Source organism: Bradyrhizobium sp. PMVTL-01 (assembly GCF_051861855.1).
In the GTDB taxonomy this organism is placed as follows: domain Bacteria; phylum Pseudomonadota; class Alphaproteobacteria; order Rhizobiales; family Xanthobacteraceae; genus Bradyrhizobium.
The window spans coordinates 5,192,948-5,209,367 of sequence record NZ_CP193982.1 but is presented as its reverse complement, the minus strand read 5'-3'; the positions used below and the strand labels follow the sequence as shown (position 1 = coordinate 5,209,367).

The window sequence follows — 16,420 nt, the reverse complement described above, 5'->3', positions numbered from 1 at the left end:
CCAAGCCTCAGATGAGCGAGGACAGCGCCTGGACCCAGCTCAAACACAATCGCAACTGGCTCGGCTTCTGGTTCATGGTGCCGGCCATGGCGTTCCTGATCTTCTTCCTGGCCTATCCGCTGGGGCTCGGCATCTGGCTGTCCTTCACGGACACCCGCATCGGCAGGGTGGGTCACTTCGTCGCGACCGAGAACTATGAGTGGCTGTGGGACGATTCCATCTTCTGGCTGTCGGTGTTCAACACGCTGCTCTACACCTTCGTCGCCAGCGCCCTCAAATTCGCGATCGGGCTTTATCTCGCGCTGCTGCTGAACGAGAACATGCCGTTCAAGGCGATGTTGCGCGCGATGGTCCTGATCCCCTTCATCGTGCCGACGGTGCTTTCGGCGCTGGCGTTCTGGTGGATCTTCGACTCGCAATTCTCAATCATCTCGTGGTCGCTGAAGCACCTCGGCTTGATCGACCAGAACATCAACTTCCTTGGTGACACGACCTGGGCGCGCATCTGCGTGATCTTTGCCAATATCTGGCGCGGCGTTCCCTTCGTGGCGATCACGCTGCTTGCGGGCCTGCAGACCGTCTCGCCCTCGCTCTACGAGGCTGCAACCCTCGACGGCGCCACGCGCTGGCAGAATTTCCGGTACATCACCTATCCGCTGCTGACGCCGATCATCGCCGTCGTGATGACCTTCTCGGTGCTGTTCACCTTCACCGACTTCCAGCTGATCTGGGCGATGACCCGCGGCGGCCCGGTCAACGCCACCCACCTGATGGCGACCCTGTCGTACCAGCGCGCGATCATCGCCGGGCAGCTGGGCGAGGGGGCCGCGATCTCCAGCGCCATGATTCCGTTCCTGCTGGCTGCGATCATGGTGTCCTGGTTCGGCCTGCAGCGTCGCAAGTGGCAGCAGGGAGAGAGCAATGACTGACCTGCCCACCAGATCCATCGATCTCAAGAATGTGCTGTCGGGCTCGGCGCCTACGGCCGATCACAGCGAGGGCATGAGCTACCTGCAGTCGGTGCCGCGCCGGATCGTGACGCTCTATCTGCCGCTCGCGATCATCGTCTTCATCCTGCTGTTCCCGTTCTACTGGATGGGACTGACGTCGGTGAAGCCGGACGAGCAACTGCTCGATCTCGACAGGTACAATCCGTTCTGGACCTGGAATCCGACGTTCAAGCACTTCCACAAGCTGCTGTTCGAGAGCTACTACCCGCACTGGCTCTGGAACACGATGTACGTGGCCGTCTGTGCGACGGTGCTTTCGATCATCGCATCTGTACTCGCGGCCTACGCCATTGTGCGCTTGCGCTACAAGGGCGCCAATCTCGTCGGCGGGCTGATCTTCCTCGCCTATCTGGTGCCGCCCTCGATCCTGTTCATTCCGCTCGCCACCGTCGTGTTCCAGTACGGCCTGTTCGATTCGCCGCTGGCGCTGATCCTGACCTATCCGACCATCCTGATCCCGTTCTCGACCTGGCTGTTGATGGGCTATTTCAAGACCATCCCGTTCGAGCTCGAGGAATGCGCCCTGATCGACGGGGCGAGCCGCTGGCAGATCCTGCTCAAGATCGTGCTGCCGCTCGCCATTCCCGGCCTGATCTCGGCCTTCATCTTCTGCTTCACCCTGTGCTGGAACGAGTTCATCTACGCCCTGACATTCCTGCAATCGACCAGCAACAAGACGGTGCCGGTGGCGATCGTCAACGAGTTCGTTGACGGCGACATCTACCGCTGGGGCTCGCTGATGGCGGGGGCCTTGGCCGGCTCGCTGCCGCTCGTCATCCTTTACGCCTTCTTCGTGGAGCATTATGTGTCGGCGATGACCGGCGCCGTGAAGGAATGATCGCGGGGCTTGCCTGAGGGCGCGCCAGGAGCGGCGCGTTCCGGCCAATAAGAAGGAGTTAAGCTCTTGCACATTCTGGTTCTCGGCGCCGCCGGCATGGTCGGCCGCAAATTGTGTGAACGGCTGCTGCGTGACGGCCGGCTCGGCAAGACCGACATCACCAAGCTGACCATGCATGACGTGGTCGAGCCGAAGAAGCCGGAGAAGCCCGGTTTTCCCGTCGAGACCGTCTCGGGCGATTTCGCAGTCCCGGGCGCGGCCGAGAAGCTGATCGCCGGCCGTCCTGACGTGATCTTCCATCTCGCCGCGATCGTTTCTGGCGAGGCCGAGCTCGATTTCGACAAGGGCTACCGCATCAATCTCGACGGCACGCGGATGCTGCTCGACGCGATCAGGCTCGTCGGTGGCGGCTACAAGCCGCGCGTGGTGTTCACGTCCTCGATCGCGGTGTTCGGCGCGCCGTTCCCGGATGCGATCGGCGACGAGTTCTTCCACACCCCGCTGCTCAGCTACGGCACCCAGAAGGCGATCGGCGAACTCCTGCTCGCCGACTATTCGCGTCGCGGCTTCCTCGACGGCATCGGCATCCGCCTGCCGACCATCTGCATCCGGCCCGGCCTGCCCAACAAGGCGGCATCGGGCTTCTTCTCCAACATCCTGCGTGAGCCGCTGGCCGGCAAGGAAGCCGTGCTCCCGGTCTCCGAGGACGTGCGCCACTGGCACGCCACGCCGCGCTCCGCGGTCGGCTTCCTGCTCCACGCCGGCACGATGGATCTCGCCACCGTCGGCCCGCGCCGCAACCTGACCATGCCGGGCCTGTCGGCCACCGTCGGCGAGCAGATCGCCGCGTTGAAGCGCGTTGCCGGCGAAAAGGTCGCCGCCCGCATCAAGCGCGAACCCGATCCCTTCATCGTCGGCATCGTCGGCGGCTGGCCGCGCAATTTCGACGCGAAGCGGTCGCGCGAGCTCGGCTTCACCACCGCCGAGAAGACTTTCGACGATATTATCCGCATTCACATCGAAGACGAGCTCGGCGGTAATTTCGTCGCCTGACCTAACCGATGAACAGCGTGGATATGACGATGGCGAGCGTTGCTTGCATCGGCGAATGCATGGTCGAGCTCCGGCAGGCCCAGGGTGGTGCTTCTGCCGGGCAGGGGCAGGGCGGCGGGCTGTACTCGCGCGGCTTCGGCGGCGACACCCTCAACACGGCCGTGTATCTCGCGCGGCTCGAGGTCAAGGTCGATTACCTCACGGCGCTCGGCGACGATGCCCTGAGCGATGAGATGATCGCGGCCTGGAATGCGGAGAGCGTCGGCACGCGGCGCGTGGTGCGGCTGCCGGGCAAGCTGCCCGGCCTCTACATGATCCAGACGGATGCCAAGGGCGAGCGCCAGTTCTTCCACTGGCGCGACAGCGCGGCGGCGCGGCAACTGATGAGCCTGCCGGAGACCGAAGAGCTGCTCAACTCGCTGATGAGCTACGACATCGTTTATCTCTCGGCGATCACACTCTCGATCTACGATGCGGCCGGGCGCGATCGCCTGTTCGCGGCGATCAAGCGCGCGCGCCTGCTCGGCACCCGTTTCGTGTTCGACACCAATTTCCGCGCGCGCGGCTGGCCCGATCGCGACGTGGCCCGCGAGGTGTTTGCCGCGGCCTTCGCGGCGGCCGACATCGTGCTGACCTCTACCGAGGATCTGCTCGCGCTCTACCCCGGCGAGAGTCACGGGCAACTGATGGCGCGCATTCCCACGCCCGAGCTTGTGTTCCGGCTGGCCGAGCCCGTGAGCCTGCTGCGCTTCCCCGGCGGGACCAGCGAAGTCCGTGCCGAACAAATGACAAAACCTGTCGTTGACACCACGGCGGCCGGCGACAGCTTTGCGGCCGCCTATATCGCGGCCCGGCTCGCCGGCGCCGAGCCGGCGGAGGCGGCCCAGGCCGGCCATCGCCTCGCCAGCCTCGTGATCTGCTATCCCGGCGCCATCATTCCGGGCTATGCCATGCCGCCGAAGAAGCGGCACCGGCCGGCGGCCTCTCGCCAAGCGACCAAGTGAATCGAGACCATGACCACGACTGCTCAACAGAACCACCTCGTCGCGCTGTTCAAGACGGCGACCGTCATCCCCGTCCTCACCATCGAGCGGATCCAGGACGCCGTGCCGCTGGCGCGTGCGCTGGTCGCCGGCGGCGTCCGCACGCTGGAGGTGACCCTGCGCACCCCCGTTGCGATCGAGGCGGCGCGGGCGGTGATGGCAGAGGTCCCCGAAGCGATCGTCGGCATCGGCACGATACTCAATCCGGCCGACTTCACCCGCGTCGAGAAGCTCGGCGTCGCGTTCGGCATCAGCCCGGGCCTGACCCCGGATCTTCTCAAGGCCGCGGCCCACAGCTCCCTGCCATTCGCGCCGGGCATTGCCACGGCGTCCGAGTTGATGATGGCGCTGTCCCACGGCTTCGACGTCGCAAAGTTCTTCCCGGCCGAGCAGGCCGGCGGCATCAAGGGCCTGCGCGCCCTTGGCGGCCCGTTCCCGAACGTGCGGTTCTGCCCTACCGGCGGGGTCGGCGAGGCCAATGCGGCGACCTGGCTCGCCGAGCCCAATGTGGTGGCGGTCGGCGGTTCCTGGCTGTGCCCGACAGCGGAGATCAGGGCGGGGAACTGGGCCGGCATAACTGCCATCTGCCAGCGCACTCTCCAGGCCCTTAAACCTGCGTGAAGTCTTGCCATCCCTGGGCTAAGACTTAGGTCAGGCAGAGACCGCTAGGGAGAAAAACCATGACCGCCAGCATCGTCGGATGGGCGCATACGCCGTTCGGCAAGTTCGACACCGAAACCGTCGAAAGCCTCGTCACCCGCGTCGCCAACGAGGCGCTGGCGGATGCCGGCATTTCCGCTTCCGACGTCGGCGAGATCGTGCTCGGCCATTTCAACGCCGGCTTCTCGCCGCAGGATTTTACCGCCTCGCTGGTGCTCCAGGCCGACCCGAAGCTGCGCTTCAAGCCGGCGACCCGCGTCGAGAACGCCTGCGCCACCGGTTCTGCCGCGGTGCATCAGGGCCTGCGAGCGATTGCCGCAGGCGCCGCCAAGATCGTGCTCGTCGTCGGCGTCGAGCAGATGACGCGGACGCCGGGGCCGGAGATCGGCAAGAACCTGCTCAAGGCCTCCTATCTGCCTGAGGACGGCGACACGGTCGGCGGCTTCGCCGGCGTGTTCGGCAAGATCGCCAGCTCCTATTTCCAGAAATACGGCGACCAGTCCGATGCGCTGGCCCTGATCGCGGCCAAGAACCACAAGAACGGTGTCGCCAATCCCTTCGCCCAGATGCGCAAGGACTTTGGCTTCGACTTCTGCCGTGCCGAGAGCGAGAAGAATCCGTATGTCGCCGGTCCCCTGAAGCGCACCGACTGCTCGCTGGTCTCCGACGGCGCCGCGGCGCTGGTTTTGGCCGATGCCGAGACCGCCAAGGGCATGAGCAAGTCGATCGGCTTCCGCGCCACCGCGCACGCCCAGGACTTCCTGCCGATGTCCAAGCGCGACATCCTGCAGTTCGAGGGCTGCACCGTCGCCTGGCAGCGCGCGCTGGAGAGGGCCGGTGTGACGCTGTCCGATCTCTCCTTCGTCGAGACCCATGACTGCTTCACCGTTGCCGAGCTGATCGAATATGAAGCGATGGGCCTGACGCCGAAGGGGCAGGGCGCACGCGCCATCAAGGAGGGCTGGACGCTCAAGGACGGCAAGCTGCCGGTCAATCCGTCCGGCGGCCTGAAGGCCAAGGGCCACCCGATCGGCGCCACCGGCGTCTCCATGCATGTGATGACCGCGATGCAGCTCGCCGGCCAGGCGCCCGAGGGCATGCAGCTCAAAAATGCAAAACTCGGCGGCATCTTCAACATGGGCGGCGCGGCCGTCGCCAACTATGTTTCGGTGCTCGAGCCGCTCAAGTAAGCTCTCGTAGGGGTGGGCAAAGGCGAGAAAGCGCCGTGCCCACCTTTTCCTTGCGCTAGATCATGGTGGGCACGCTTCGCTTTGCCCACCTTAACGCTCCTGATTGATTTGCGGAAAAAAGCATCATGAGCAATGCATACGAAGATTCACTTTCTCTCGAAGCACTGAACGACCGTATCGCAATCCTTGAGGACAATATCCGCCAGCTCATCGAGCAGGCTGCGGCCGCTTCCGGCGAGCAGAACGAGTCGCGCATCGCCGACCGAATCAATCAGCAGAATGACGAGCTGGAACGGCTCTTGAAGATCCGGGAATCCCGCCAGAAGAAATAGCGGCCGATATCGCCGCGCGGCGCATGCGGCCATACCCCGGCCGCCCTTGCGCGCGCGGCGTCCCTGTCTTTAGCTGGACTGAAATCGCTGGGCCGCCTCCAGAGCCCGCGCAATCGGGAGCGAACGATGGGGCCGCTGAAGGGCATCAAGGTCATCGATATGACCACCGTGCTGATGGGGCCCTACGCAACCCAGATGCTCGGCGACTACGGCGCTGACGTCATCAAGGTGGAATCGCTCGACGGCGACGTCACCCGCCTGATCGGCCCGATGCGCCATGCCGGCATGGGCCCGGTGTTCCTCAACACCAACCGCAGCAAGCGCTCGATCTGCCTCGACCTGAAGAAGCCCGCAGGCCGGGAAGCCGTGCTGCGGCTGCTGAAGGATGCCGACGTGCTGGTCTACAACGTCCGTCCGCAGGCGATGGCGCGGCTGCAGCTCGGCTACGATGTCGTCTCCGAGATCAACCCGCGCCTCGTCTATGCCGGTGTGTTCGGCTTCGGCCAGGACGGGCCCTATGCCGCAAAGCCCGCTTATGACGATCTGATCCAGGGCGCGACCGCACTGCCGGCGCTGATGGCCCAGACCGGCGACGGCGTGCCGCGCTACGTGCCGAACGCGCTGGTCGACCGCATCGTCGGCCTCACCGCGGTCGGCGCGATCTGCGCCAGCCTCGTGCATCGCGATCGCACCGGCCGCGGCCAGCGCGTCGACATTCCGATGTTCGAGACCATGGCCGGCTTCGTGATGGGCGACCATATGGGCGGGCTCACCTATGAGCCGCCGCTCGACAAGGGCGGCTACGCCCGCCATCTCTCGCGCGACCGCCGGCCGTACAAGACCTCGGACGGCTATCTCAGCGTCATCGTCTACAACGACAAGCAGTGGGAGAATTTCTTCAAGGCGACGGGCCGTGACGATCTGCGCGCCGATGCGAAGTTCGCCACCTTCGCCGGCCGTGCCGCCAATATCGATGTCGTCTATGCCGAGCTCGCGCGCATCTTCGAGACTCGCACCACGGCGGAATGGATCGAGCTGCTCACCAGGGCCGACGTGCCGGTGATGCCGATGCACGATCTCGCCTCGATCCTGCACGATGAGCATCTGGAGGCGACCGGATTTTTCCCGGTGGTCACGCATCCGACCGAAGGTCCGATCCGCAGCATGAAGGTGACGGCGAGCTGGTCGGAGACCGAGGCCGAGCCGGTGCGGCTGGCGCCGCGGCTCAACGAGCACGGCGCGGAGATTCTTCGCGAGATCGGCTACTCCGAGGACGAGATCGCGGCCTTGGTCCGCGAAGGCGTCACGCGTTCGGCGCCGGAGTAGGGGGAATGGCGAGGAGGAGAGACCATGAGCTTCATTACCGGCGTCGGCCTCACGCCATTCGGCAAGCACGAGGGCTCGTCCTCGCTCGACCTGATGAGCAAGGCCGCGCAAGCCGCGCTCGACGATGCCGGGCTGAAGCGCACTGAGATCGACGGCGTCCTCTGCGGCTATTCCACCGTCTCGCCCCACATCATGCTCGCCACCGTGTTCGCCGAGCATTTTGGCATTCGCCCGTCCTACGCCCATGCCGTGCAGGTCGGCGGCGCCACGGGGCTGGCGATGACCATGCTCGCGCATCATCTGCTCCAAGCGGGAGTCGCAAAGCACGTGCTGGTCGTCGCCGGCGAGAACCGCCTCACCGGGCAGAGCCGCGATGCCTCAATCCAGGCGCTGGCGCAAGTCGGCCATCCCGACTACGAGGTGCCGCTGGGCCCGACCATCCCGGCCTATTACGGCCTCGTCGCCAACCGCTACATGCACGAATACGGCGTGAGCGAAGAGGACCTCGCCGAATTCGCCGTGCTGATGCGCAGCCACGCCTGCACCCATCCCGGCGCGCAATTCCACGATCCCATCACGGTCGCCGACGTCATGGCCTCGAAGCCGGTGGCGATGCCGCTCAAGCTGCTCGACTGCTGCCCGGTGTCGGATGGCGGCGCGGCCTTCGTTATCAGCGGCGAGCGAACGGGCGAGGCCGGCGTGCGCATCCGCGGTTGCGCCCAGGCCCACACCCATCAGCATGTCACCGCCGCGCCTGCCCTCAGCGAGCTTGGCGCCGAGATCTCCATCGCCCGTGCGAAGAAAGCCACGGGCCTTGCGATCTCCGACGTGCGCTACGCCGCCATCTACGACAGTTTCACCATCACGCTCGCCATGCTGCTGGAGGATCTCGGTCTCGCGGGCCGCGGCGAGGCGGCCGCCCGCGTGCGATCGGGGCATTTCGGCCGCGACGGCGCGATGCCGCTGAACAGCCATGGCGGTCTGCTCAGCTATGGCCATTGTGGTGTCGGCGGCGCCATGGCGCATCTGGTCGAGGCGCATTTGCAGATGACTGGGCGGGCATCGAATCGCCAGGTGCGCGATGCGTCCATAGCGCTGCTGCACGGCGACGGCGGCGTGCTGTCGTCCCATGTCAGCATGTTTCTGGAGCGGGTGCGATGAGCAAGCGTCTAGCAGACTGGACCGAGGGCGAGCAGGCGATCACCTACCAGACCTGCACCTCGTGCGGCCATGTGCAGTATTTCCATCGCGCTTTCTGCGCGGCCTGCGGGGCGTCCGATCCGCGCGAGGCGCGCGCCAGCGGCAAGGGCAGGGTGTACGCGACCTCGCTGGTCTGCCGCGCCGCCACGCCCGAGACGCGCGCGCACGTGCCCTACAACATCCTGCTGGTCGATTGCGCCGAGGGATTCCGCATGATGGGGCATGGCGAGAATGGGCTCGCCATCGGCGAATCGGTTGTCGCGAGATTCGAGCCGTTCGCCGGAAAGCTCGTGCCGTACTTCGCCAAGAGCAAATAGGGGGATCCGTCATTCGGGGGCGGTCCGAAGACCGGGCCGGGAACGGGATTCTGGGCTTGGCCTGCTAGGGCCGCGCTACGCGCGGTCCCGTGAGGGCCACCCCGGAATGACGAAAACTCTTGGAACGCGTAACTCAACGCCCGTAGAACAAGATGCTGGCGATGACGAGCATCGCCGTCACCGCCAGCATATGCGCGAGCGCTCCCGAGGCCGCCCCCTTGGTGGCTTCCTTCATGCCGTTTTCTCCCTAGACTTGGGCATGACTCATCGTTGCGCGGCGAGCGCGCACGACGGCCAATTGTTTTACTCGGAACACCCCTTGCGAGTATCCGCCGCGATTTGTCCCCACGCGGCGAATATCGACTGTCTCAGGGTCGATCAGCAATGCGGCGGCATTTTGACTCGATGATGTTGCTCATGCGTCCGCTCGCAATTAGAGTTTCAGGGACCTCTCGCCGATGGCGACAAAAAGCATCAAAAAGTCAGGGAAAAAACTTCAGGAAAATCATGGCCCGCATTCAGTACAGCAACCCGTCCCAGGCCTCCGATCGCACCCGCGAAATTCTCGACAAGAACCGCCACGCCAACATCTTCCGGATGATGGCGCACTCGCCGAGCTACTTTGAGCAGTACTGCCGCTTGGGTGGCGCGATCAGGCACAAGGGGGAACTCGATCCGGTCGTGCGCGAGCTCGCGATCACGCGCACCGGTATCCTGTGCCAGGCGCCGTACGAGATCGTCGCGCACAAGCGCATCGGAAAGAATGTCGGCGTCACCGACGAGCAGAACGAGGCGCTCGAGAATTGGCAGGCCGCGACCTGTTTCAACGAGGTGCAGCGCGCGGCGCTCGCCTTCACCGACGAGGTCGTGAAACTGAACAAGCCGACCGACGCGACCTTCGAGGCGATCGCGTCGAAGCTGACGCCGGCCGCGCTGGTGGAGCTCCAGCTCTCTGTCGGCTTCTACATCATGACTTCAAAGTTCTTGGAAACGTTCGAGATCGATCTCCAGCCCGTCACCGAAGTGGTGGGCTGATCCGACACAAACGGCGAGGGATGCTCATGACGATCGATGAATATGCGGTCTGGGCCGCGAGCATTGCGAAAGTCGACGAGCATCCGTCCAACGAGCGGCTGTCCTATCTCGGCCTCGGCCTTGCCGGCGAATCCGGCGAGGTCGCCGACCACATCAAGAAGCTGTTGCGCGATGACTGGCTCGACAAGGCGGGTCTCGTCGACGAGCTCGGCGACGTCATCTACTACTGGGCCTGCCTGTGCGCGGCGACCGGACAGAAGCCGTCCAAGCTGCTCGAAGCGAGCGCAGCGAAAATCAAGCGGCGGTTGAGCGAAGCCGCGAGCCGCTGAAGCAAGCTGTGAGCTGTAGGCCCGGATCACCTCTCCGGAGGGAGAGGTCGGATCGCATCGAAGATGCGGTCCGGGTGAGGGGTTACAACCCTGGTTGAACGCTGCGGCCCCTTCCCCGGATCGCACTGGACGATGCTTCGCATCGCCAGGCGAAATCCGACCTCTCCCCGACAGGGAGAGGTGAAGAGCCTCGTTCAGCGCTCACGTCGACGTCAAAATATCCACCTTCGCATTCGCGACGATCAGGCGGTCGGCGAGCAGCCGGGCGAGGTTGCGCATGATGCACTCGCTGGCGCGCGGATGCTGCTCGCGGAAACGCTCGAAATCCTTCAGCGGCACTTCGAACGCCGTCGCCGCCATGTCGGCGAACACATCGGCCGAGCGGGTCTGCTCCAGCAGCGCCATCTCACCGAACGCCATGCCGGCGGTGAGCGTTGCCAGCCGCACGCCGTCGGGCAGCGTGACATGCACCGCGCCGCTGCGCAGGAAGAACAGGGCATCGGCGGGATCGCCTGTGGCGAGGATTTTTGCGCCGGACTGATAGGTCCTGACGGTGCAGATGGCGCCGAGCTCGGTCAGCTCTTCCGCGCTGAGGCCCTCGAGCAGCGGCTGTTCGGCCAGTTCGGTGGTCTCATGAAAATCGATGGAGCCGCCATAGCGGTACACGATCTGGTCCTCGGCCCATTCGATCGCCGCGTCGAGCAGGTAGAAGTCGCGCACGTTCTTCAGCTCCGCCGTCCATTCGCGCAGGCTGTTCCACTCCTTGGAGGCGCGCCGGACGCCCGACAGGACAACGGTGACATTGAGTGCAGCGAGCTCCTCGAATGCTTCGGCCACGAGTCGCGCGCCGGCGCGCGTGGTCGAGGTGACGCGGTGGAGATCGAAGATCACGAACTGCGGCCGCGGCCGCCCCGCCAGCCGCCGCGAGACGTAATCGACCGCCGACAGCGACAGCGTGCCGACCAGCTCGATGATCCGCACCTCCTGCTCATGCGCGGCGAGGATCTCGCGCTCCTGCGGGCGGCGGACGCGGCGGGACGGGCTCTTGCCGATGTCGTAGTCGGCGATGACGGCGTTGCGCGCGTCGTCGCTGCGGTTGAGCATGTGCAGGTCGTAGTGCGAGGACAGCGCCTCGCAGACCTTGATGCCGCGCACGCTGTTGCCGTGCTTGTCGAGCTTTGGCGAATAGCTGCCGAGGCCGAGACGCGCGGGCAGGGCGGCCAGAATGCCGCCACCTACGCCGCTCTTGGCGGGAATGCCGATCCGGTAGATCCATTCGCCGGCATAGTCGTACATGCCCGACGACGTCATCACCGACAGCGTGCGCGAGATCGCGTAGGGCGTCAGCACCTGCTCGCCCGTCACAGGATTGACGCCGCGGTTGGCGAGGGTGGCCGCCATCACCGCGATGTCGCGCGCGGTGACCAGCACCGCGCATTGCCGGAAATAGACGTCGAGCACGGCAGCGACGTTGTCGGAGATCACCGCGTTGGTCTTGAGCAGATAGCCGATGGCCCGGTTGCGGTCGCCGGTCTGGCTCTCCGAGGTGTAGACGGCTTCGTCCACGGCGAGGTCGCGGCCGGCAAAACGGCCGAGGGCGAGCCGGATCTGCTCAAAGGCGTCTGCGCCCTTGTTGTCGTAGATCAGCCCGGTGCAGGCGATCGCGCCGGCATTCACCATCGGGTTGAACGGATGATTGTCGGAATTGAGCCGGATCGAATTGAAGGGATCGCCCGAGGGCTCGACGCCGATCGCGCTCTCGACCTTGCTTGCACCGAGCAGATCCAGCGCCAGCGCGAACACGAACGGCTTCGACATCGACTGGATGGTGAAGTGCACGCTGGAGTCGCCGACCTCGTAGACATGGCCGTCCAGCGTGGCGAGGCTGATGCCGAAATAGGCAGGGTCGGCCTTGCTCAGCTCGGGAATATAGTCGGGCACGTTGCCTGACGTTTCGGCAGAGAACTCATCGAGGCAATTGTCCAGAAACCGCAGCAAGGGCGGTTTCGAACGGGTCCAGACGGTGGCGGCGGGCGAGAGCGGTTTCATCGCCTCTGTTGTGCAACGCAATCAGGGCGCGCGCAACCCGTCAGGGACCACGGCCTGCCGCCGGACCAGCAGCAGGGCGATCAAAACCGTGGGCCCGAGGATGGCAAGCCCGAGCAGCGTCACCTGCATTTGCGACAGCGGCATGATCCCGCCACCGGGCGTGGCGACCACGAAGCCGCCGATCACCAGCAGCACGCGGATTGGCCATTCCAGCATCCCCGCGCCGCGCAAGTCGCCGACGAACGACTGGTAGCCCTGGATCCCGCCGCAGATGAAGAGGATGCCGAAACAGGCAAGTCCCGTGAGCCCGAACGCCTCCAGATACGGATTCGGGCCCTGGAGCAGCAGCGCCGGATTGAGCACGAAGAAGAACGGGATGAAGTAGATGATGCTGCCGACCCACATGCTCTCCCAGCCCGTCTTCATCGCGGGCGCGCCGGCAATGCCGGCCGCCGCGAAGGAGGCGATCGCCACCGGCGGGGTGATCGAGGACAGCATGCCCCAGTAGAAGATGAACATGTGCACCGCCATCTTGTTCAGCCCGAGCTTCTCCAGCGCGGGCGCGACCAGAATGGCGAGGAAGATGTAACAGGAGGTCGTGGTCAGCCCGAGCCCGAGGATCAGGCTGGTGATCGCGCACATGATCAGCAGCAGGAAGGCATCGCCGCCCGCGATGCTGAGCAAGTCGTTCGCGAGGCTCGAGATCACGCCGGTGAGCGAGAAGGCGCCGATCAACAGCCCGCAGCCTGCGAGGATCGCGATCAGCTCGACGAAGGTCTTGCCGTTGAGCTCGAGGAACTGCAGCCAGCGCGCGCCGCCCCAGTTCTTGCCGGGGAAGAATTCGTTCAGCGCCGCCAGAAGGCACATGCCCCACAGCGCAGCGTTGAGCACGCCGTACCAGAACATCGCCGCCGTCGCCGCGATCGAGCCGGCGAGGACGAGCGTGTTGCCGAGCTTCCAGCGCGCCGGTCCCGACCATTGGTGCAGGATCACCAGCAGCACGGAGGCATAGAACGGCGCATGGCTCTCGCGCTTGAAATAGAGCAGCATCACCACCAGCACGACGATCACGAACAGATAGTACCAGCCGTCCTTGAAGGCATCCCAGAACCGCGGCAGCTCGGCGCGCGGCAGGCCTTTCAGCTTGTGGCGGGCAGCATAGGCATCGACCTGCGCGAACAGGCCGACGTAGTAGAGGATCGAGGGAATGGTCGCGGCGAGCGCGACGTCGGCATAGCCCGTGTTCATGAACTGCGCCATGACGAAGGCGGTGGCCCCGAGCACGGGAGGGGCCAGCACCGCGCCGGTCGAGGCGCAGGCCTCGATCGCGCCGGAATAGGACGGCGTGAAGCCGGTCTTCTTCATGGCGGGGATCGTCATCGTGCCGGCGGTGAGCACGTTGGAGACGATGCTGCCGCCGACGGTGCCGAGCAGGCCGGAGGCGAACACGCAGACTTTCGCCGCGCCGCCGCGGAAGGTGCCGCACATCGCAAACGCGATGTTGATGAAGAACTTTCCCGCACCAGTCATCATCAGCGCGGTGCCGAACACCAGGAAGCCGATCACTGTGTCGGCAAAGGCCTGGATCGGAATCCCCAGCAGGCTCTCGCCGGAGAGCATGTGGTAGGAGGTGGTCTGCTGCAGCGTCGATTGCGTGCCGCGGAACGGCCCGAGCCAGGGAGAATCCGCAAACAGCGGATAGAGCGTGAACGGCAATACGCTGAGCAGCAGGCTCCAGCCGCCGGTGCGGCGCAGCGCCTCCATCAGCACGAACCACATCACGAGGCCGGCGGCGATGATGTTGGTGGGCGCGCCATCAAACTCCCAGCCAAGCTGCGCAGCTTTCCGGATATTGAGCATCAGCCAGATCGCCGAGCCGAAGGTGGCCGCGAACAGCAGAAGATCGTACCAGGGGATGCGATCGAGCGGCGCCTTCTCCGATCCCGGAAAGATCAGGAAGGTGAACGGCAGCATCAACGCGATCAACAGATAGAAGTATTCGGTGTTGAGCTGGGTATAGTCGATGAAGAACCGCAGCGAGAATTGCTGGTTCACACACAACATAATCGTGGCCGCGGTGGCCGCCATCAGCACCCAGCGCCATGCGCCCTTCAAGGTGCGGACGCGCGTGACCTCGGCCTCCTGCAGGTCGGCGGCGGCGCCGAGATGCGGGTCCTCGATCACGACGCGCTTGGCCTCGTCCTGCGGGCCGGTGGAGATGGAAGCAGACGACATGTTCGACACCGCGCGTGGGCAGCTAAAGCGAATGGCTGTTGGCTGAATTGAATGCGGCCGCGGCGATGCTTAACCTCTCCCGCTTGTGGGTGAGGTCGGCGCGCAGCGCCGGGCTAGGGCTTTCTCCTCTGCGGGAGTCTTTCTGCGGAGACACCCTCTCCCCAGCCCTCTCCCGCAAGCGCGAGAGGGAGCGCACTTTTCCTGGGGCAGAGATCAAACCCGACAGCATCTCGCTCTAGTCCTCGAACCCGTTCGGCATGTCGGCCTTGGCGAGCGCCGCGGCGCGCGCCTTCATCCAGCCGTCGAGAAATGCCTTCTCGTCCGACGACGGGTTGGACTTGCCGTAATCGGCCCAGGCCGCAGCTAGCACCTCCTGCCGCTTGAACAGCTTGTTGTTGTGCGCCTCCTGGGCGTCGCTCCATTGCCCAGCTTCTTTCAAAGCCTTCACGGCGCCGGGATGCACCGGCACCACCCAGTTTTTGGTCTGGCGATCGGCGGCAAGGCCGCCGGCGCCGGGCGCCGAATCCTTGTAGGCGTCGTAGTTGACGATCATCGCCTTGGTGATGGCGTAGACCTGGTCGGCCGGTTGGGAGGCGTAGGCGACGAAGATCGGGTACGGATAGTTGCCGAGCTCGACCGGTTTCTCCGGCGAGATACCGGCACCGCAGGTCGCGACCTGCGGGAAGAAGAACGAGCCGACCTTCTGCATCCGCGCCCAGCCCTCCTTGTCCTTGGCCGGCAGCGGCGGCCAGATCAGGCCGCGCGGCGAGGTCTCGGCTTCCTTGGCGGGGCCTGTGATGGTGGTGCCGAAGGCGGCATCGACGTCGTTGTTGATCAGGCCCTTCCACATTGCGCCGTAGCTCGCGAACTCGACGGCCTTGACGTCCTTCTGCGTCAGTCCGGCGAAGGCGAGCACCGCGAGCGAATTCTGGTTCAGCGCGGGCGAGCCGACCACGAACCCGACGCGCTTGCCTTTCAGGTCCTTCAGTTCTTTCACGCCGGTGTCGGCTGCGACGCCAAGCGAACCGCAATTGCAGTCGACGGTCGAGAGCAGGATCTGGAGCGGCTGCGGCCCCCATTCCTTCGAGCCGAACTCGAATACGCCTTCCTGCGCAAAATAGGTGCCTGATCCCATCGCCGCGGAGGCCGCGCGCTTGGCGCGCAGCGGCGCGAGGCGGGCTACGTCGTTGCCGGCGGGCAGCACGCGCACGTCGGTGCTGTATTTGTCCTTCATCATCTTGCCGACGCCGACCGCGATGTTGAAGCCGGCGGTCCCGGTGTCGTAGGCGGTGAACGTCAATGTCGGCGGCAGCTTGATGTCTTCGGCGAATGCATAGCGCGTAGACGCAAAAGAAATGCCTGCCATCAAGGCAGGCGCGAGCATGACCAGCCCACGAACCATGTTTTCCCTCCAATGATCCTCGCTTTGCCGCGAGGATTTCTCTCTTTGTTTGAAACAACGTTTTGTTTGAATCGGATCATGTCATCCGTATCAGGCGATGGCAACGAAGTACCGCGCATGCAGGAATGCGCCTGACAGATTGTCGCAGAAACCCGGGATAACGCAGTCAGTTCGCGACGATTGCGATCGCCTGTCCCTCGGCAACGACATCGTCCAGCTTCACCAGCAGCGATGTGATCGTACCGCTCGCGGGCGACGGCACCGGGATCTCCATCTTCATGGCTTCGACGACCACAACGTCATCACCATCTGCGACGGTTCCTCCAACTTGCACGGGAGTTGCGCAGATGCGCCCCGCGACTTCGGTGACGATCTTTATTTCTGGCATGCCATCGCCTTTT

Annotated in this window: 16 protein-coding genes; 12 read left to right on the top strand and 4 right to left on the bottom strand. The window is 64.8% G+C overall.

Annotated elements, in window-relative coordinates:
* The first annotated feature begins 11 nt into the window (after positions 1-11).
* From ACRQ5Q_RS25490 to ACRQ5Q_RS25435, 12 genes are all read left to right on the top strand, one after another.
* A complete protein-coding gene (locus tag ACRQ5Q_RS25490; RefSeq protein ID WP_439399866.1) occupies positions 12-929 on the top strand; it encodes a carbohydrate ABC transporter permease in 918 nt (305 codons plus the stop codon).
* The gene (locus ACRQ5Q_RS25485; RefSeq protein WP_439374972.1) at positions 922-1,848 is read left to right on the top strand and encodes a carbohydrate ABC transporter permease; all 927 of its coding nucleotides are present in this window, start codon (positions 922-924) and stop codon (positions 1,846-1,848) included. The genes ACRQ5Q_RS25490 and ACRQ5Q_RS25485 overlap by 8 nt, the downstream gene beginning before the upstream one ends.
* Positions 1,849-1,914: 66 nt before the next feature.
* Positions 1,915-2,901 (top strand): D-erythronate dehydrogenase, encoded by a 987-nt coding sequence (gene denD, locus ACRQ5Q_RS25480; protein ID WP_439392675.1) that lies wholly within the window; start codon positions 1,915-1,917, stop codon positions 2,899-2,901.
* Between the two features lie 29 nt (positions 2,902-2,930).
* Positions 2,931-3,905, top strand: coding sequence for a sugar kinase (locus ACRQ5Q_RS25475; protein WP_439374974.1), 975 nt, complete (start codon positions 2,931-2,933; stop codon positions 3,903-3,905).
* 9 nt (positions 3,906-3,914) lie between these two features.
* Positions 3,915-4,565, top strand: coding sequence for a bifunctional 4-hydroxy-2-oxoglutarate aldolase/2-dehydro-3-deoxy-phosphogluconate aldolase (gene eda, locus ACRQ5Q_RS25470; RefSeq protein ID WP_439374975.1), 651 nt, complete (start codon positions 3,915-3,917; stop codon positions 4,563-4,565).
* A gap of 59 nt (positions 4,566-4,624) precedes the next feature.
* The gene (locus tag ACRQ5Q_RS25465) at positions 4,625-5,794 is read left to right on the top strand and encodes an acetyl-CoA acetyltransferase (protein ID WP_439392674.1); all 1,170 of its coding nucleotides are present in this window, start codon (positions 4,625-4,627) and stop codon (positions 5,792-5,794) included.
* A gap of 125 nt (positions 5,795-5,919) precedes the next feature.
* Entirely contained in the window at positions 5,920-6,126 is a 207-nt protein-coding gene (locus ACRQ5Q_RS25460; protein WP_018645722.1) for a hypothetical protein, read from the top strand.
* Positions 6,127-6,252: 126 nt separating this feature from the next.
* Positions 6,253-7,452, top strand: a complete 1,200-nt coding sequence (locus ACRQ5Q_RS25455; RefSeq protein WP_439374977.1) for a CaiB/BaiF CoA transferase family protein — start codon at positions 6,253-6,255, stop codon at positions 7,450-7,452.
* A gap of 24 nt (positions 7,453-7,476) precedes the next feature.
* Complete coding sequence (locus ACRQ5Q_RS25450) at positions 7,477-8,613, top strand: thiolase family protein (RefSeq protein WP_439392673.1); 1,137 nt, start codon at positions 7,477-7,479, stop codon at positions 8,611-8,613.
* The gene (locus ACRQ5Q_RS25445) at positions 8,610-8,969 is read left to right on the top strand and encodes a Zn-ribbon domain-containing OB-fold protein (protein WP_439392672.1); all 360 of its coding nucleotides are present in this window, start codon (positions 8,610-8,612) and stop codon (positions 8,967-8,969) included. Before ACRQ5Q_RS25450 ends, ACRQ5Q_RS25445 begins: the two co-directional genes overlap by 4 nt.
* A 507-nt stretch (positions 8,970-9,476) precedes the next feature.
* Entirely contained in the window at positions 9,477-10,004 is a 528-nt protein-coding gene (locus tag ACRQ5Q_RS25440) for a carboxymuconolactone decarboxylase family protein (RefSeq protein WP_439392671.1), read from the top strand.
* Between the two features lie 26 nt (positions 10,005-10,030).
* On the top strand, positions 10,031-10,333 hold the full coding sequence (locus ACRQ5Q_RS25435) for a nucleoside triphosphate pyrophosphohydrolase family protein (protein ID WP_439374980.1): 303 nt from the start codon (positions 10,031-10,033) through the stop codon (positions 10,331-10,333).
* A 201-nt stretch (positions 10,334-10,534) separates the two neighbouring features.
* Here the strand turns inward: ACRQ5Q_RS25435 and glsA are convergent, their stop codons facing one another.
* The 4 genes from glsA to ACRQ5Q_RS25415 all read right to left on the bottom strand — a co-directional run bounded on the left by glsA (position 10,535) and on the right by ACRQ5Q_RS25415 (position 16,407).
* Positions 10,535-12,382, bottom strand: a complete 1,848-nt coding sequence (gene glsA / locus ACRQ5Q_RS25430) for a glutaminase A (RefSeq protein WP_439392670.1) — start codon at positions 12,380-12,382, stop codon at positions 10,535-10,537.
* 21 nt (positions 12,383-12,403) lie between these two features.
* Positions 12,404-14,617, bottom strand: coding sequence for a TRAP transporter permease (locus ACRQ5Q_RS25425; RefSeq protein WP_439392669.1), 2,214 nt, complete (start codon positions 14,615-14,617; stop codon positions 12,404-12,406).
* 235 nt (positions 14,618-14,852) lie between these two features.
* The gene (locus ACRQ5Q_RS25420; RefSeq protein WP_439392668.1) at positions 14,853-16,019 is read right to left on the bottom strand and encodes a TAXI family TRAP transporter solute-binding subunit; all 1,167 of its coding nucleotides are present in this window, start codon (positions 16,017-16,019) and stop codon (positions 14,853-14,855) included.
* 166 nt (positions 16,020-16,185) lie between these two features.
* Entirely contained in the window at positions 16,186-16,407 is a 222-nt protein-coding gene (locus tag ACRQ5Q_RS25415; protein WP_014495968.1) for a biotin/lipoyl-containing protein, read from the bottom strand.
* Between the last annotated feature and the right edge of the window lie 13 nt (positions 16,408-16,420).

Coding starts and splice junctions, on each gene's coding strand:
- ACRQ5Q_RS25435 (WP_439374980.1), top strand. CDS start 10,031: ATGACGATCGATGAATATGCGGTCTGGGCCGCGAGCATTGCGAAAGTC.
- ACRQ5Q_RS25460 (WP_018645722.1), top strand. CDS start 5,920: ATGAGCAATGCATACGAAGATTCACTTTCTCTCGAAGCACTGAACGAC.
- ACRQ5Q_RS25440 (WP_439392671.1), top strand. CDS start 9,477: ATGGCCCGCATTCAGTACAGCAACCCGTCCCAGGCCTCCGATCGCACC.
- ACRQ5Q_RS25455 (WP_439374977.1), top strand. CDS start 6,253: ATGGGGCCGCTGAAGGGCATCAAGGTCATCGATATGACCACCGTGCTG.
- ACRQ5Q_RS25475 (WP_439374974.1), top strand. CDS start 2,931: ATGGCGAGCGTTGCTTGCATCGGCGAATGCATGGTCGAGCTCCGGCAG.
- ACRQ5Q_RS25490 (WP_439399866.1), top strand. CDS start 12: ATGAGCGAGGACAGCGCCTGGACCCAGCTCAAACACAATCGCAACTGG.
- ACRQ5Q_RS25425 (WP_439392669.1), bottom strand. CDS start 14,617: ATGTCGTCTGCTTCCATCTCCACCGGCCCGCAGGACGAGGCCAAGCGC.
- ACRQ5Q_RS25450 (WP_439392673.1), top strand. CDS start 7,477: ATGAGCTTCATTACCGGCGTCGGCCTCACGCCATTCGGCAAGCACGAG.
- ACRQ5Q_RS25485 (WP_439374972.1), top strand. CDS start 922: ATGACTGACCTGCCCACCAGATCCATCGATCTCAAGAATGTGCTGTCG.
- ACRQ5Q_RS25465 (WP_439392674.1), top strand. CDS start 4,625: ATGACCGCCAGCATCGTCGGATGGGCGCATACGCCGTTCGGCAAGTTC.
- ACRQ5Q_RS25420 (WP_439392668.1), bottom strand. CDS start 16,019: ATGGTTCGTGGGCTGGTCATGCTCGCGCCTGCCTTGATGGCAGGCATT.
- eda (WP_439374975.1), top strand. CDS start 3,915: ATGACCACGACTGCTCAACAGAACCACCTCGTCGCGCTGTTCAAGACG.
- glsA (WP_439392670.1), bottom strand. CDS start 12,382: ATGAAACCGCTCTCGCCCGCCGCCACCGTCTGGACCCGTTCGAAACCG.
- ACRQ5Q_RS25445 (WP_439392672.1), top strand. CDS start 8,610: ATGAGCAAGCGTCTAGCAGACTGGACCGAGGGCGAGCAGGCGATCACC.
- ACRQ5Q_RS25415 (WP_014495968.1), bottom strand. CDS start 16,407: ATGCCAGAAATAAAGATCGTCACCGAAGTCGCGGGGCGCATCTGCGCA.